This window comes from Microterricola viridarii (assembly GCF_900104895.1).
Lineage (GTDB): Bacteria > Actinomycetota > Actinomycetes > Actinomycetales > Microbacteriaceae > Microterricola > Microterricola viridarii.
The window spans coordinates 68,627-83,756 of record NZ_LT629742.1; the positions used below are offsets into that span (position 1 = coordinate 68,627).

General features: G+C 71.1%; 13 protein-coding genes. 6 read left to right on the plus strand and 7 right to left on the minus strand.

Going from position 1 to position 15,130, the window contains the following annotated elements:
• Positions 1-3: 3 nt before the first annotated feature.
• Positions 4-5,538, minus strand: coding sequence for a beta strand repeat-containing protein (locus tag BLT62_RS00340; protein ID WP_156786194.1), 5,535 nt, complete (start codon positions 5,536-5,538; stop codon positions 4-6).
• 371 nt (positions 5,539-5,909) lie between these two features.
• Between BLT62_RS00340 and BLT62_RS00345 the strand changes: the two genes are divergently transcribed.
• From BLT62_RS00345 to BLT62_RS00370, 6 genes are read left to right on the plus strand one after another with little or no spacing between them, the layout of a single operon-like run.
• The gene (locus tag BLT62_RS00345; RefSeq protein ID WP_156786195.1) at positions 5,910-6,353 is read left to right on the plus strand and encodes a DUF6916 family protein; all 444 of its coding nucleotides are present in this window, start codon (positions 5,910-5,912) and stop codon (positions 6,351-6,353) included.
• A complete protein-coding gene (locus BLT62_RS00350; RefSeq protein WP_083362264.1) occupies positions 6,350-6,841 on the plus strand; it encodes a GNAT family N-acetyltransferase in 492 nt (163 codons plus the stop codon). The genes BLT62_RS00345 and BLT62_RS00350 overlap by 4 nt, the downstream gene beginning before the upstream one ends.
• Positions 6,838-7,143 carry a DUF6916 family protein gene (locus tag BLT62_RS00355; RefSeq protein ID WP_083362265.1) on the plus strand — a complete coding sequence of 102 codons (306 nt, stop codon included), beginning with the start codon at positions 6,838-6,840 and terminating at the stop codon, positions 7,141-7,143. Before BLT62_RS00350 ends, BLT62_RS00355 begins: the two co-directional genes overlap by 4 nt.
• A gap of 32 nt (positions 7,144-7,175) precedes the next feature.
• Positions 7,176-7,658 carry a phage tail protein gene (locus BLT62_RS00360; RefSeq protein ID WP_231919291.1) on the plus strand — a complete coding sequence of 161 codons (483 nt, stop codon included), beginning with the start codon at positions 7,176-7,178 and terminating at the stop codon, positions 7,656-7,658.
• Positions 7,659-7,697: 39 nt separating this feature from the next.
• Positions 7,698-8,195 carry a phage tail protein gene (locus BLT62_RS00365; protein WP_083362267.1) on the plus strand — a complete coding sequence of 166 codons (498 nt, stop codon included), beginning with the start codon at positions 7,698-7,700 and terminating at the stop codon, positions 8,193-8,195.
• Between the two features lie 45 nt (positions 8,196-8,240).
• Positions 8,241-8,774 (plus strand): phage tail protein, encoded by a 534-nt coding sequence (locus tag BLT62_RS00370; protein ID WP_083362268.1) that lies wholly within the window; start codon positions 8,241-8,243, stop codon positions 8,772-8,774.
• Positions 8,775-8,793: 19 nt separating this feature from the next.
• Here the strand turns inward: BLT62_RS00370 and BLT62_RS00375 are convergent, their stop codons facing one another.
• From BLT62_RS00375 to BLT62_RS00400, 6 genes are all read right to left on the minus strand, one after another.
• Positions 8,794-9,843: a zinc-dependent alcohol dehydrogenase family protein gene (locus BLT62_RS00375; RefSeq protein ID WP_083362269.1), complete on the minus strand. Its 1,050-nt coding sequence runs from the start codon at positions 9,841-9,843 to the stop codon at positions 8,794-8,796.
• A gap of 162 nt (positions 9,844-10,005) precedes the next feature.
• Positions 10,006-10,761: a FadR/GntR family transcriptional regulator gene (locus tag BLT62_RS00380; protein ID WP_083362270.1), complete on the minus strand. Its 756-nt coding sequence runs from the start codon at positions 10,759-10,761 to the stop codon at positions 10,006-10,008.
• A gap of 2 nt (positions 10,762-10,763) precedes the next feature.
• Positions 10,764-12,224: an aldehyde dehydrogenase family protein gene (locus BLT62_RS00385; RefSeq protein ID WP_083362271.1), complete on the minus strand. Its 1,461-nt coding sequence runs from the start codon at positions 12,222-12,224 to the stop codon at positions 10,764-10,766.
• Positions 12,225-12,228: 4 nt separating this feature from the next.
• Positions 12,229-13,599 (minus strand): glutamine synthetase family protein, encoded by a 1,371-nt coding sequence (locus BLT62_RS00390; protein WP_083362272.1) that lies wholly within the window; start codon positions 13,597-13,599, stop codon positions 12,229-12,231.
• Positions 13,596-14,366, minus strand: coding sequence for an SDR family NAD(P)-dependent oxidoreductase (locus tag BLT62_RS00395; RefSeq protein WP_083362273.1), 771 nt, complete (start codon positions 14,364-14,366; stop codon positions 13,596-13,598). The genes BLT62_RS00390 and BLT62_RS00395 overlap by 4 nt, the downstream gene beginning before the upstream one ends.
• Positions 14,363-15,112 (minus strand): gamma-glutamyl-gamma-aminobutyrate hydrolase family protein, encoded by a 750-nt coding sequence (locus BLT62_RS00400; RefSeq protein WP_083362274.1) that lies wholly within the window; start codon positions 15,110-15,112, stop codon positions 14,363-14,365. The genes BLT62_RS00395 and BLT62_RS00400 overlap by 4 nt, the downstream gene beginning before the upstream one ends.
• Positions 15,113-15,130 lie beyond the last annotated feature (18 nt).

Here is a 15,130-nt window from a genome sequence, read left to right on the forward strand (position 1 = left end):
CCATTACTCCGTCGGCGCTGCCTCGGCCAGTTCGCGGCTGCGGCGCCGGCGCAGCGTCGCGGCGACGGTCACGGCGAGGCCGAGCAGAAGCACGGTCAGTGCTCCGAGCGCCAGGCCTCCGCCCTCGAATCCGCTCGACGAGAGGCCCGTCCCGCCACCCACACCCGGTGCCGGCTTGCCGCCGGGGGTTCCGCCGTCCGTGCCGCCGTCGGGGTTGCCGCCCGGGGTGCCGCCGTCCGAGGCGATGAGGATGTCGGTGCGCAGGACGAGCTCCGCCCCCGTCGGCGAGGTGCCGATCGAGACGATGGAGTGCGTGCCCGTGAGGCCGCGCGGGATGGTGACGGTCGCGCGGGCGATCCCGTCGGCGCTCGCGGTCACCGTGGCCAGTGTTGTCGGCTCCGAGTAGATCACGAAGACGACGGGCGAGTCCGGCGCGTACCCGGCGGCGACCAGGTTCAGGCTGGCGCCCGGCGCCGCACTCGCGGGCACGCCGTCGAGCGAGCCGCTGCCGGCGGGAACGGTGCCCGGCGGGGTCGCGGCCTCGGCTGTGGCCAGGCGAATCGTCAGCGTCTGCGTCGCCGTCAGTCCGGCGCCGTTCGTCGCGGTGAGCGTCACCGGGTAGTCGCCGGCGGCATCCGAGGTGCTGCCGCTGATCGCAGCCGTTCCGTCGCCGGCGTCGGCGAAGGCGAGCCCGGCCGGCAGGGCGCCGGCGAGGTTCAGCGCAACGCCGCGCGGGTTCCCGGATGCCGCTTCCACCGTGAAGCTGCCCGAGACGCCGCGGGTGAAGGCCGCGTTGGAGCCGCTGCGGAAGGCCGGGGCCTCATGGACGCTGAGGGTGAACGCCTGCGTGCTCGCTCCCGCCGTGTTCTTCGCGGTCAGCGTCAGCGCGTAGTCGCCGCCGCTGCCGGCCTTCGGCGTGCCGGTGAAGGCGGCCGTGCCGTCGCCGTTGTCGGTGAACGTCAGGCCAGAAGGCAGCCCGCCCTTCACCGCAATGCCGACGGTGCCCGAATAGCCGGGGCTGCTGGTCACCGAGACGGCGGCGGCCGTGCCGACGGTGACCGTTGCGGCGTCCGGGGAGGTGAAGCCCGGCTTCTCGGCCACGATCAGGGTGAACGCCTGGTTGCCCGATCCGGTGGCGTTGCTCACCGTGAGCGTCAGCGCGTAGCGGCCGCCGGCGCCGGCCTCGGGCGTGCCCGTGAAACCGGCCGTGCCGTCGCCGTTGTCGGTGAAGGTGATGCCGGCCGGCAGAGCTCCGGACTGGGCGATCGAGACCGCCCCCGGGTGCCCGGCGCTGCTCGTCACCCCGATGGATGCCGCCGAGCCGACCTCGATCGACGCGGCATCCGCTGAGATGATCGCCGGGTTCTCGGTGACCGTCAGCGTGAACGCCTGGGTGCTCGCCCCCGCACTATTTCGTGCGGTCAGCGTCAGCGGGTAGTCGCCGCCGCTGCCTGCCTTCGGCCTGCCGGTGAAGGCGGCCGTGCCATCGCCGTTGTCGGCGAACGTGACCCCGGCCGGGAGTGTGCCCGTGTGCGTCAGCGCGACGGCGCCCGGGTGGCCGGGGCTGCTCGTCACCGCGACGGAGGCAGCCGCGCCGACGGCGATGGTGGCGGCATCCGGCGAGGTGATCGCCGGCTTCTCCGTCACCGTCAGAGCCAGCGTCTGCGTGTCGGGAGCGCCGTGCCCGTTGCTGGCGCTGAGCGTGACGCTTTGCGCACCGCCCGTGCCGATCGGCGGCGTTCCGGAGATGGTCGCCGTGCCGTCCCCGTTGTCGAGGAAGCTCAGGCCGGCAGGCAAGCCGGTGGCGGTGATCGCGGGCGTCGGGGTCCCGGACGCCGTCACCGTGAAACTGCCGGCGACGTCGGCCGCGAAGCCTGCGGAGCCTGCGCTGGTCAGCTGCGCGGGCGTGACGACCGTGAGCGCCGCAGGGTCACTGGGAGTGCTCGCCCCGTCGGTGAAGACCACCCGGTACAGGGCGCCGCTCTGCAGCTGCACGGCAGTGACGTCGAGGCTTGCCGTGCCGCCGTTCAGGGTTCCCCCGGGCACGTCGGCCCAGGTCGAGCCGTCTCCCGAACGCTGCCACTGGGCGGTCAGCGTTCCCGTCGTCGGCACAGCGGCAGTCGCGCTGGCAGAGAAGGTCGCGGTGCTGCCGGCCCGTGCCGTCTGCGCCGTCGGCTGCGCGGTGATGAGAGGGGGCTGTCGCACCGTCACGAGGATGACGTGCACATCGCTGACGTCGAGACCGTTGTCAGCACCCAGTTGGACGTTGTAGCTGCCCGCGCCCACGCTCGCATCGGCCGTCAGGGCGAAGCTGCCGGCGCCAGTGGACTCCACCGCGAATCCGGGAGACCCGATCACGTTCAGGTTCGCCACTGCGGGGAACCCGGGGGTCACCGTCACCGCGATCGAGCCGCTCCCGCCGACCGCGAGCTCCGCGAACGCGGGGGCGTTGATGACGGGCGGTGCCGTCACCGTCACGGGGATCGTCACCGTCCGGCTCGGCCCGGCAGCGGAGTTGCGCGCCGTGAAGCTCAACAGGTACGCGCCGGTGGCGGTGGGCGTGCCACTGAAGCTGAACGAGTCGCCGCGTGGGCCGGGGCTGATGACGAGGCCGGCGGGGACCTGGCTCGCGGCGTCGAGTTCCAGCGACGCCGAGGCGGGGAAGCCGCCGCTCGCCACCACGACGGGTGCGCCGGCCACGGCCGACCCCCGCGGCAGCACCAGGGAGGCAGGCGCCGTGATGGTCGGCGCCTCCTCCACGGTGAGGAGCAGCGGCGTCGACGCGGCCGTCCCGAAGACATTGCTTGCGGAGACCAGGAAGAGGTAGCTCCCTCCGGAGCCGGCCGGGGGTGTGCCCGCGATCGTCAGCCGTCCGCCGGCGCTCGCACCGATGCTCAACCAGCTGGGAGCCGTCGCCGGTGACAACGGCAGCACGCTGATCGCGGCATCCGGGATGCCGGTGGCGAAGATCTCGAACTGCTGCGCGCTGCCGTCCACTCGCCAGGTGTCGGCGTTCGCGCTCCCGATTGCCGGGCCGGTGCCCACCGTGAGTTGTGCTGCGGCACTCACCAGTGTGGGGTTGACGAAGTAGCGGTAGCGCGCCCCGTTGTCTGCCTGAGTTGTCTGGACCGTCAGCGTTCGGCCGGTCTCGCCGAGGTCTGTCCAGATGGAGCCGTCACGCGAGAGCTGCCAGTGGCCGCTCGGGGCAGGGTAGCCGCCGACGACCACGGTGAGGGTGACCTCGGCGCCGACCAGGACGTTGGCGTCGCTCGGCGGCGTGAGGATGCTCGCCGCCTCGTTCACGGTGAGGGTGACGACCTGCGAGGTGGAGAGCCCTGCCGCGTTCGTGGCCGTCAGCACCAGCGGGTAGATGCGGCCGGCGCCCGCCTCCGGCGTCCCGACCAGTCCGGTGACGCTTCCGGCCGTGACCTGAGTGCTGACGCCGGCGGGCAGATCCCCGCTGAGCGAGAGCACCGTGTCGGCCGGGTAGCCGTTCGCCGTGCTGAAGCGCGCGTTCATCGCGCTGCCGACGGTCGCCGACTGCGTGGCGGAGCTCGTGATAGAGGGGGCCTCGTTCACCGTCAGGGTGAAGCTCTGGACGACATTCGGATCGCGCCCGTTGTTGCGCGCGAGGGTGAGGTCGTACCGCCCGCCGGTGCCCGCGGCCGGGGTGCCGCTGAGCAGAGCGTCGGTCGCCCCGGCCGCGCCGCCGGTCAGCGTCACACCGGCGGGGAGCGGGTCGCCGCCCCGCACGAGCGCACTCAGCGGGAACCCGCTTGTCGAGATCGTGTGCGAGCCGGGGGTTCCGACCTCAAAGGTCGTAGCAGCGGGAGAGGTGAAGAGCACCGGCTCGCGCACGTTCACGATGTACGGCGCCGTGTGCGGGCTCCCCGGGCTCACCGCGTTCTCGGCCTTCAGCTCGGTGGTGAGCACAACGGCGGCCGTTGGCGTCCCACTGATCGTCGCTGTGCCGTTGCCGTTGTCGCGCAGCGTCAGGCCGGGCGGCAGCGGGGCGCCGGAGACCGTGATGGCCGCGGCGGGATAGCCGTCGCTGCTGACCGTCACGTTCACGGGCTTGTTGACCGTGGCCTCCAGCGCCGTCAGCGCGGGGAACGTGGGCGCCTTGGCCATGCCGAACACGGCGGTGGCCGCGGCGCCGTCGAGGCTGGCCGTCACGGATGCCGGCCCGCGCAGCGCGTGGGCGTCGAATCCGACCGTGGCCACGCCGGCGTTGAGCGGGGCGCCCGGCGCAGAGAGGGTGGCTCCGGCGGGGCGAACCTGGTCCCAGGCGACGCTCGCACCGGTGAAGACGCGCAGCTCGGCCGCGGAGACGGGCTTCCCCTCCGAGTTGGTCAACACCGACGCGGTGAGCGTCGTCGTCGAGCTGTCCAACGCGATCAGCGCGGGATTCGCGCTCACCGACAGCGCGAGCGAAGGCTCGACGGTGACGCCGCCCGAAGCCGTGGCACAGGCACTGCCCGCGGCGGGGAGCCGGTTGCAGCCCCACCAGTTGTTGGCGGCGTTGACGGTGGCGGCGAACGCGGGCGGGGCGCTCTCGGGTATCAGTGTGCTGTTGACGACGCTGTATCCGTTTGGCCCGGTGTTTCCGGTGAAACTGTTGTAGGTGGCCACGGTCGCGCCGCCTGCGACGTGAATCGCAATGCCGGCGCCGGTCGCGTACCCGCTGATCTTGTTGTTGGAGAACGTGTTGCGCAGCACGCTCAGCGCGCCACTGTTCTGCAGGATCGCGGCACCGCGGGCGGGGTGGACGTCAGTCGCCGACAGAGAGTTCCCGATGAAGTCGCTGTCGGTGATCGTTGCGGTGAAGCCCGCGGCAGCGGAACCGGCGGTGAATTCGATGGCGCCGCCGCCGATCGCTGCGGGGTTCCCCGAGGTCAGCGAGTTGCCGCTGAACACGCTGTCGCGCACAGTGAAGCTCTCGCCGGCGACCCCGGTCGCCTGGTAGGCGACGCCGCCGCCGCTGCTGGATCCGGAATCGTTGTCGCTGATCGTGGAGCCGGAGATGCTGAGTGCGCCGCCGACGAATTGGATGCCGCCGCCCGGAAAACTGGTTGCGGAGCCGGTTGAGTTGGCCTTGTTGCCGGTGATCGCACTATTCGTGATGGCGAGGACGTCGGCGGCAGCGCCAAGGGCCGACCCGCCGAGGATTCCGCCGCCGCCGAATTCGTTGCCAACGCCGCCGGTGATCGTGAGGCCGTCCAGGGTGGTCGAGATGCCCCCGACGAGGCCGGGGTCGAGCACCAGCACCGAGGTCTTGCCGTCGCCGCGGATGATCGCGCCGCGGTCGGCCGGGCCCTTCAGCGTGATTCTCGAGCCGGGGACGGTGCCGAGCTTGAGCGAGCCGTTCCCGGCATCCAGCGCGTACTCGCCCGCCTGCAGGGTGATCGTCGTGACATCGTTGCCGCGGTTGTTTGCGGCACAGACCGCGTCGCGCAGCGTGACCGGCGAAGCCGGGGTCTTCACGGTCGATCCGGGGGCGCAGGATGCCGGCAGCCCGGCGTCCGAGGTGCTCGTCACCGTCCACGCCTCGGCCGCTGCCGCTGCCGGCGCCGCGACCCCCACCACTGCGCCGCCGAGAGCAAGTGCGACGATGGTCGCAATCGCGACCGCGCGCCGGGGGTTTGATCGAGCGAGGGGGCCGGCGGTGCGGGGCGGAAGCATGTGTATGTGAGGGCTTTCTGCGTTCGGGGCAGGAGGAGCGGAATGGCGACGCGGGGGCAGCCGAGCGATTCCTTGGCGACAAAAATATTGGACGCCGTCCAGCAGCGTAAAGCGTAGTTGCTGCGCAGCCCTGCGTTAAGGCCCCGAACTGGGGGAATTCTCGACCACGCGTGCACGGCCGCTGGCGACAAGAATGGACGACGTCCATCTTCCGATCAAGGAGCTCCATGCTTGAGGTTTCTCGCCGAGCCGTCTTGGCGGTCGGCGCCGGAGCGGTCGGGGTCGTCGCCGTCGGCGCCTTCACCACGCCGGCCGTCGCCGGTGGCATCGCTCAGCTTGCCCCGCCGATTCCCGCCTTCACCCCCGCGCCGAGCGCCGGCCTCCCCGTGCGCTCGCACTTCGCCGGCCACGAGGGCGAGACCTTCGTCGCGACCTTCGCCGAGACGCCGTTCGCCGTCACGCTGACCGCCATCGACGACGTGCCACCGGCCATCGGCACCGACGACGAGAACCGCTTCAACCTGATCTTCACGGCGCCTGGCGTGTCCGTGCTGCCGAGCGGAATTGCCGAGATCACCCACCCCGCTGTTCCCTCGGCCACCCTCTTCGCTTCCCCCGCCGGCGACAGCCCGAAGCGCCAGCTCCAGGCCCTCATCAACCGCGACGCATGACGGTGACCCTCCGCCCGGAACAGGGCAGCGATGCCCCGCTCCTGCGGCAGCTCTTCGCCGAGTCGCGCCAGGCGGAGCTCAACGCGCTGCCCGACGCCCAGAGCCGCGAGTTGTTCCTGTCGATGCAGTTCGAGGCCCAACGGCGCCATCTCGAGGGCACGCACCCGCACGCCGAGAGGTGGATCATCGAGCCCGACATCGGCCGCATGGTTCTTGCAGAGACTGCCGATGGACTGCACATCGTCGACCTCGCCGTTGTCAATACCGAGCAGGGACGCGGCCACGGCAGCTCCATGCTGAGAGCGCTGATCGACCGGGCGAATTCCGCGGCGCTGCCCATCACGCTCAACGTTCAGCACGCCAACCACCGGGCGCGCGCACTCTACGAGCGTCACGGCTTCGCCGTCGACTCCCACCCGCCGGCGACAGCGACGGCCAGCCACCTGGCCCTCCGCTGGGATCCCCGAAAGAAAGCACACAGCGCATGAGCGGGCACACCCCCGGGCTCCCCAGCCACGCCGAGCTCCTCGCCGTCGTCGGTGATGACTTCGCCGCATCGGACGGCGCAGGGCAGCCGCTCGAGCTGACCCTGACCGCGTGCAGCGATCTGCGCAGCGGCGGCGGGTACATGTCGTTCTCGCTCACGCTGCGCAGCGCAGACGCACGCGAGCAGGGCATCTTCGCCCTCAGCCACGCCACGCTCGGCGACGTCGAGATCTTCCTCGTGCCGTCCGGCGCCGACGCATCCGGCACCGAGTACACCGCGAGCTTCACCAGTCTGGAGGCCTGAGAATGGCGCTACCCTATGTCGGCGAGATTCGGATGTTCGGCGGCAACTTCGCCCCGGCCGGCTGGATGTTCTGCGACGGGCAGTTGTTGCCGATCTCCGAGCAGGAAACCCTGTTCAACCTGATCGGGACGACGTACGGCGGCGACGGAGAGTCAACCTTCGCACTGCCCGACCTGCGTGGCCGCGCGCCGCTACACCAGGGGCCCGGCCACGCACTGGCCCAGGCAGCCGGCGTGGAGGAGGTGACGCTGAATCGAACTCAGATTCCCACGCACAACCACCAGGTCATCGCCGCGGGCGTCACCGGCACGAGCAGCAGCGCGCAGGGCAACGTGTGGGCGGGCGGGACAGACACGCCCTACGCCGTGCTCGACCCCCAGTCGCCAGACCTCGTCCAGCTCGCCCCTGGGTCACTGGGCCCGAGCGGCGGGTCGCAGCCGCATTCGAACATGCCGCCTTATCTGGCCGTGAGCTTCATCATCTCCCTGTTCGGCATCTTCCCCGCGCAGAATTGATGCGCCAGCACCGTCCTTCCACCTCCAGAAAGGCCTCCCGTGGCTGAGCCATTCCTCTCCGAGATCCGCCTGTTCAGCTTCGGCTTCCCGCCGAAGGGCTGGGCGTTCTGCGACGGCCAGCTCCTGCCGATCAACCAGAACCAAGGGCTGTTCTCACTGCTCGGCACCACCTACGGCGGCAACGGCCAAACCACCTTCGGACTCCCGGACATGCGGGGGCGCTCCCCGCTGCACGTGGGTAGCGGGCACACCCTCGGCGAGCGCGGCGGCGAACAGGCGCACACGCTGACGCTGGCGGAGATGCCCGCACATCGGCACGCTGTGAACGTCGCGACGTTGCCCGGCCAGCTGAGCCCGGCCGCCGGGATCCCGGCGGCCCCGGGGAAACCGGTCTTCGCCGCGCCCTCGCGCCTGCAGTCCATGGCGCCGTCCATGGTCGCGAACACCGGGGGCTCGCAGGCGCACCAGAATATATCGCCGTACCTCACCCTGAACTTCTGCATTGCGCTGACCGGCATCTTCCCGAGCCAGAACTAGCACCAGCCGCTCGCCCCACCTGCCCGCTCGATCTAAGGAGCACCCATGAGCGATCCATTCGTCGCCGAGATCCGCATGTTCCCCTTCAACTTCGCCCCCAAGGGGTGGGCCTGGTGCGACGGCCAGCTGTTGCCAATTTCTCAGAACACTGCCCTGTTCTCTTTGCTCGGCACCACCTATGGCGGCGACGGCAAAAGCACCTTCGCGCTGCCGAACCTCCAAGGGCGCTTCCCGCTGCACCCCGGCCAGGGCCCCGGGCTCAGCCTCTACGACCTCGGGCAAGAGGGCGGCGCGGAGACGGTGACGCTGCTCGAGAGCGAGATTCCCTCGCACAGCCACGGGTTGCAAGCGCTCAACGCACCCGGCACCTCGACGTCGGCCGAGGACAACGTGCCCGCCATCCCCCGCTCCGGCCGTGCGCAGCAACGCGGCTTCGCCCCGGCGTCGGCGCCTGCCAGCAATCTGAACCTCGCCGCCGTCGCCCCCGCCGGGGGCAGCCAACCGCACAACAATTTGCCACCGTATCTGACGCTCTCCTTCTGCATCGCACTGCAGGGCGTCTTCCCGCCGCGCGGCTGATTGCCGCGGCGCAGCAGCACTACGGCCGCAGCAGCACCTTGATCGCCCGGCGCTCGTCCATGGCGGCGTACGCCTCGGCGACGTCGGCGAGCGGCAGCTCCAGGTCGAACACGCGGCCGGGCTCGATCACGCCGGCCAGCACCTCGGGCAGCAGCTCCTCGATGTAGTTGCGCACCGGAGCGACGCCGCCGTTGACGCCGACGTTCCGGTTGAACAGGGGGCGCACGGGCAGCTCCGGCCCGCCGTTGGGCGCGCCGACATAGCCGACCATGCCGCCGGGGCGTGCCGAGCGGATCGCCTGGTCCATCGACTCCTTGGTGCCGACACACTCCAGCACGCAGTCGGCGCCGATGCCGCCGGTCATCTCCTGGATGCGGGCGACGCCCTCGTCGCCGCGCTCCTCGACGATGTCGGTCGCCCCGAACTCGCGGGCGACGGCCTGCCGCTTCGGATTCCGCGACATCGCGATCACGCGCGCAGCCCCCAGCCGCTTCGAGGCGAGGACGGCGCAGAGGCCGACGGCCCCGTCGCCGACGACGACGACCGTGCTGCCCCGGGTCACCCCGGCGGAGACGGCGGCGTGGTGCCCGGTGCCCATCACGTCGGAGAGGGTCAGCAGGCTCGGAATGAGGGCGGCGTCCGGCATCGACGGCGTCGCGACCAGCGTGCCGTTGGCGTGCGGAACCCGGACACGCTCCCCCTGTGCGCCGTCGGCGAGGGCGCCGAACTCGTCGACGCCACCCCACCACCCGCCGTGCAGGCAGGAGGTGCTGACGCCGTTGCGGCAGTTGACACAGCTGAAGTCGCAGTCGTAGAACGGGGCGATGACGAAGTCGCCCGGCTTCACCGCCGTGACGTCCGGCCCGACCTCCTCGACGACGCCGACGAACTCGTGGCCGATGCGGCGCGGCTCGGGCGTCGGCGTGATGCCGCGGTAGCCCCAGAGGTCGGAGCCGCAGACGCAGGCCGCGACCACCCGCACGATGGCGTCGCCGCCGGTGGAGAGCACCGGGTCCGGCACCTCGTCGATACGGACGTCTCGTTCACCGTGGATCACCGTTGCGCGCATGCATCGAGCCTACGCCTGCCGCGTCGGCTGAAGCCGCCCCGGTCGGTCGAGTAGTGAGGAACGAGCGTATCGAGACCCCGCACGCGGAGCGGCTTCCGGCCGGAAACCAGGTCCCGATACGGCCCTGGCGGGCCCACTCGACCAACGGGAGGGGGGATGGCGCTAGTCGGCGCCGGGGGCGTCGATAATGCGCTCGAACTCCAGCTTTGTTGTAGCGATGTGCGCCCGCATGGCCTCGGATGCCGCCTCGGGGTCGCGCGCGCGGATCGCCTCGAGGATCCGCTGGTGCGCCAGGTAGCTCGATTCCTTGATGAACTCGAACGGCATCAGGTCGACCGAGTCGAAGACGCGCACGCGGGCGTCGTCGATGGCGTGGGCGAGCATCGGGTTGTCGGCGGCCTCCGCGATGGTCAGGTGGAACGCGCTGTCGGCCAGCCGTGACTCAGCCTTCGTGACGGCCGCGGCGAGCTCCTCCTGTGCGGCCTCGAGCCGTTCGACGACTGCGTCGCTCCGCCGCTCCGCCGCCATCCGCGCCGCCGCGCCCTCGACGACGCCGCGGAACTCGGTGAACCCGATGATGTCGCCGCCGCGCGCCACGAGTTCCGTGTGCAGCGACGCGGCATCCGGCTCGGCCTGCTGGACCACCGGCCCGCCTGCTGCGCCGCGCAGGATGCGCAGCTGGCCGCCGGCCTCCAACACCTTGAGCGCCTGGCGAAGCGTCTCGCGCGCCACCCCCAGCTGCGCCGCGAGCTTGCGCTCGGCCGGCAGCCTGTCGCCCGGCCGCAGCCGGCCGAGGGCGATCTCGCGCCGCAGGAAGTCGACGACGTCGTGGTACCCCGGCCGGGCCCGCAGGCCGGTTGGGTCGATCTCGACGGGCGGGTTCACGCGCTCCCCCAACTGGCCCTCCTTCGCACTCACGTTCAGAGAGGCATCCCTGGTCGGTCGGTACCGACGATCTGGGTGCCAGAGAAGAAGTCAAGCACATCGGCATCTCCGTGGCCGCCGAGACCGCTCAGGCCGAAGAAACTCTGCGCGGAGCCTGCGGCCATATCGAGAACCGAGCTGCCGTTCACCTTCACCTCGCCCGCGACGAGACCGGCGCCCATCTGCAGGGCGGCCTGCTCGTCCCCGCCGAAGACGTAGCCGGCGAGCCCGACGTGGCCGGCGTTCGCGAGGGCCAGGGCGTGCGCATCGCCGTCGGACGGCTGCACCGTCAGGAGCGGGCCGAAGATCTCCAGCTCGACGTCGATCTCCTCGGCCACGGCGATGCTCGGCTGGAAGAACCAGCCCTCATCGGGCACGGCACCCTCCCGGTGGATGACGGCGCCCTGGGCCTGGAGCGCATCCCGCTGCCCCTCCAGCTGAATCAGGCGGTCCCGGAACGCGACCGGCCCGAGCTGCGTGCCGTCATCCAGGCTGGAGCCGATTCGCTGCGCGGCGAGCTCGGCGCGCAGCGCCTCGACCAGCTCGGGCAGCAGGGCGCGGTCGGCGATCACGCGGCGGGGTGCCTCGCACCATTGCCCAGAGAGCTTCATGGCGCCCGCGGCGATGACTCGTGCGGCCTCCGCGACGTTGGCGTCCGCGCGCACGATGGCGGGGTTGTTCGAGCCGAGCTCGAGCCGCAGACGGGTGAGGTTGACGCCGGCGGATGCCGCGATGGCGCGCCCGGTCGGGGTCGAGCCCGTCATCGAGATCGCGCGGATACGCGGATCGGCGACGAGGGCCGAGCCGATCTCGCCGCCGCCCAACACGAGGTTGACGACCCCGGACGGAATCCCAGCGGCCACCGCTGCCTGTGCAATCAGCACGGTGCTCCACGGCGAGGCCGGCGACGGCTTCATCACCACGGTGGCCCCGGCCGCGAGGGCGTAGCCGAGCTTCTTGACGGCCATCGCCGACGGCGCGTTCCACGGCATGATCAGGGCGGTGGCGCCCCACGGCACGCGGTGCAGCCGCACGTCGCGGCCGTCGGCTGCGAGTGCGCGGCTGTCCCCGAGGGCCAGCGCGCGCTCCACAACGTCCCGCACGGTGTCGCCGGCGCTTCCCGCGAAGAGTCGCGTGACAGCGATGGGCACGCCGCTGTTCACCGCATCGAGCACCGCGATCTGCTCGCCCAGCTCATCGAGCCGGGCGGCCAGGGCCCGCAACAGTGGGGCCCGGCCGGCGATGCCGAGACCGCGCCACTCGCCCGACTCGTGCGCCGCGTGCGCGGCGCCGATGGCGCGGTCGAGCTGCTCGAGCGATGAGCCGCGATTCTCCGCCAGCGGTTGGCCACTGTTCGGGTCGAACAGCTGGCCCGCCGAGTGTGCGCTCGGCTCGAAGCGCCCCTGGATCAGGGTGCTCAGCTCGGGGAATGCCCGCGGCATCTCTGTCGTACTCATGCGCTCACACCCGATCGAAGTAGCGGTTGAGGTCCCAGTCGCTGACCGCGGCCATGAACGTCTTCCACTCGTTCTCGAGCAGCACCCGGTGGTGGTCGACGATGTCTTCGCCGAACAGCGCGCGCGGGAACCCGGCAGCCACGAAGGCCTTCGACGCCTGCTGCAGGTCGGCAGGCATCTCCTCGTCGGCCGGCAGCAGGTATGCGTTGCCACGGATCGGCTCCGGTGCGGCGACGGCGCGCTCGATCCCGTCCCGTGCGGAGGCGAGCAGCGCCACCAGGGTGAGGTACGGGTTCGTGTCGGCGCCGGGCAGGCGGAACTCGAAGCGCAGGTGCTCCGGTTTGTGCCCGACCACGCGCACCGTCGTGGTGCGGTTGTCGAAGCCCCAGGTGCGGCCGTTGCCCGCCACGTCGCCCGAGTTGTTGCGCCGGTAGGAGTTGATCGTCGGCGAGTACCAGGCCATGAACGCGGGGGCGTGCTCGAGCACGCCGCCGATGGCGCTCAGCATGGTCTCGCTCATGTTCTCTGCGGCGGTGTCGCTCCAGAACAGGCGCTCGCCCGCGGCATCCTGCACCGAGAAGTGCACGTGGCAGGACGAGCCGGGCTGGCCGTTCAGCGGCCGGGCCATGAACGTCGCCGTCATGCCCGCCCGGGCGGCGGAGTCGCGCACGGCCAGCTTGTACAGCGCGTGCCGGTCGGCCATCTCGAGCGGCTCGCCGTAGCGGAAGGTCATCTCCCACTGCCCGCTGCCCCACTCGGACTGGGCGGCCTCCATTTGCACGCCGCTGGCCAGGAGGTCGTCGCGGAGCTTCTGGAAGAACGGCTCGTAGAGGTTGCCCTCGTGGATCATGAAGTCGCTGGGGATCAGCGTGGTGGGGTCGAGGTCGCGGAAGCCGTTCTTGCGCAGCTCGCGCTGTTCGTTGCGGAACAGGTAGAACTCGAGCTCTGTTCCGGCCTTCGGCTGCATGCCGAGTTCCGCGTAGCGCGCGAGCTCCTGCTTGAGCATCACGCGCGGCGAGATGGCCAGCGGTTCGCCGGTGCGCACGTCGACGGGGTCGGCGAAGCAGATGGCGACGTTCTCGAGCCAGGCCGCGCGGCGGAGTGTTCCGAGGTCCACGCGCAGCGTGGCATCCGGAACACCGTTGTGCATGCTGCAGAGCTTGAACAGCCCGGCGTCGATGAGCTCGAGGCCCTGCTCGAGGTCCCAGGCCCAGACGCAGGTGCAGACGTCGACGCCGTTCTCGATGACCCGGTCGAAGCCGTCGACGGGGATCCTGCGGCCGATGAGTCGGCCTTGCAGGTCGGGCGAGGCGACGATGACGGTGCGGATGCCGAGCGCCTCCAGCTCGGACGGGTCCAGCACGTAGTCCTTCATCGGGTGAGCCAGCCGCCGTCGACGGGGAGCTGGATGCCGTCGATCCACGACGCCTCGTCGCTCAACAGCCACGAGATCGCCGAGGCGATGTCGGCCGGCTGGCCGACGCGCGGCACGAGCAGGCGCTGCTTCATGAACTCCAGGCCCTCGGCGCTGGTCACGCTCTCGAGGTCGAAGAAGTTCGTCGCGATGGGGCCGGGGGCGACGCAGTTGACGCGGATGCCCTTCGGCGCGAGCTCGACCGCGAGAGCCTTGGTCAGCATGGGCACGCCGCCCTTGCTCGCGTTGTAGTGCGGCTGCGCGGTGGTTCCGCTGGTGACGACGACGAGGGCCTCCACCGTCGAGAGGTTGACGATGGCCCCGCCGCCGGACTCGCCGATCAGCGGCGCGAGCTCCTGGGCCACGAGGAACTGGCCCTTGAGGTTGACGTCGAGGACGAAGTCCCAAGCGTCCTCGGTGAGCGTCTCGAAGGAGTGGTTGGTGACGACACCGGCGTTGTTGACGAGCAGGTGCAGGCTGCCCCAGGACTCCCGCACGCGCAGGGCGGCGGCACGGATCTGCTCGCGCTCGCGCACGTCGACGCGGGCGGCCAGGGCGATGCCGCCCTCTGCCTCGATCAGCGACACCGTCTCCTGGGCGGCGTCGAGGTTGACGTCGGTGATCATCATGCGGGCGCCCTCGCGCGCCAGACGCAGCGCGGTCTCCCGACCGATGCCGGAGCCGCCGCCCGTGATGAAGCCGTTCTTGTTCTGGTGCCGGGGAGTCATGCTGCTGCTTTCTGTCGTGTGAGCTGTGAGTTCTGCGCGGTCTGGACGAGCCAGTCGAAGAGCGGGTCGCCACCGAAGACCTCCGGGTGCCACTGCACCCCGATCACGGGGGCACTCTCGTGCTCGATGGCCTCGATCACCCCATCAGGGGCCCGGCCGGTGACCCGGAGCCCGGGGGCGAGCCGGCCGACGGCTTGGTGGTGGTAGGAGTTGACCATGACGGTCTCGCCGTAGAGGGTGGCCGCCGTGCTGCCGGCCTCGAGCGCGACGGGGTGCACGCGCTGCGCACGGGGGTACGCGTAGGAGGCGTGCGACTCGCCCTCGCCGATGACGAGGTGCTGCACGAGGCTGCCGCCGAGGGCGACGTTGATGAGCTGCTGGCCGCGGCAGATGCCGAGCACGGGGATGCCACGGGCGATCCCCGCCTCGATGAGCGCGATCTCGAAGGCGTCCCGCTGCGGGTCGATCCAGCCCGTGTGCGGGCCCGGCGCCTCTCCGTAGCGGCGCGGGTCGACGTCCTCGCCGCCCGAGAGCACGACGGCGTCCAGATAGCCGACGAGCTCGCTCGCGTCGGCATCCATCGGCAGGTTCACCGGCAGGCCGCCCGAGCGGATCACCGAGGTCGTGTACTCGCTCATGTAGATGTCGAGCGGGGCGTCGTGGAAGCCGCGCGGGGCGCCGACGGACTCCGCGCGACCGCGTCGGCCGCTGAAGCCGATCAGTGGCTTGGGCAAGGGGACAGACATGTGATTCCTTCGTGCTGG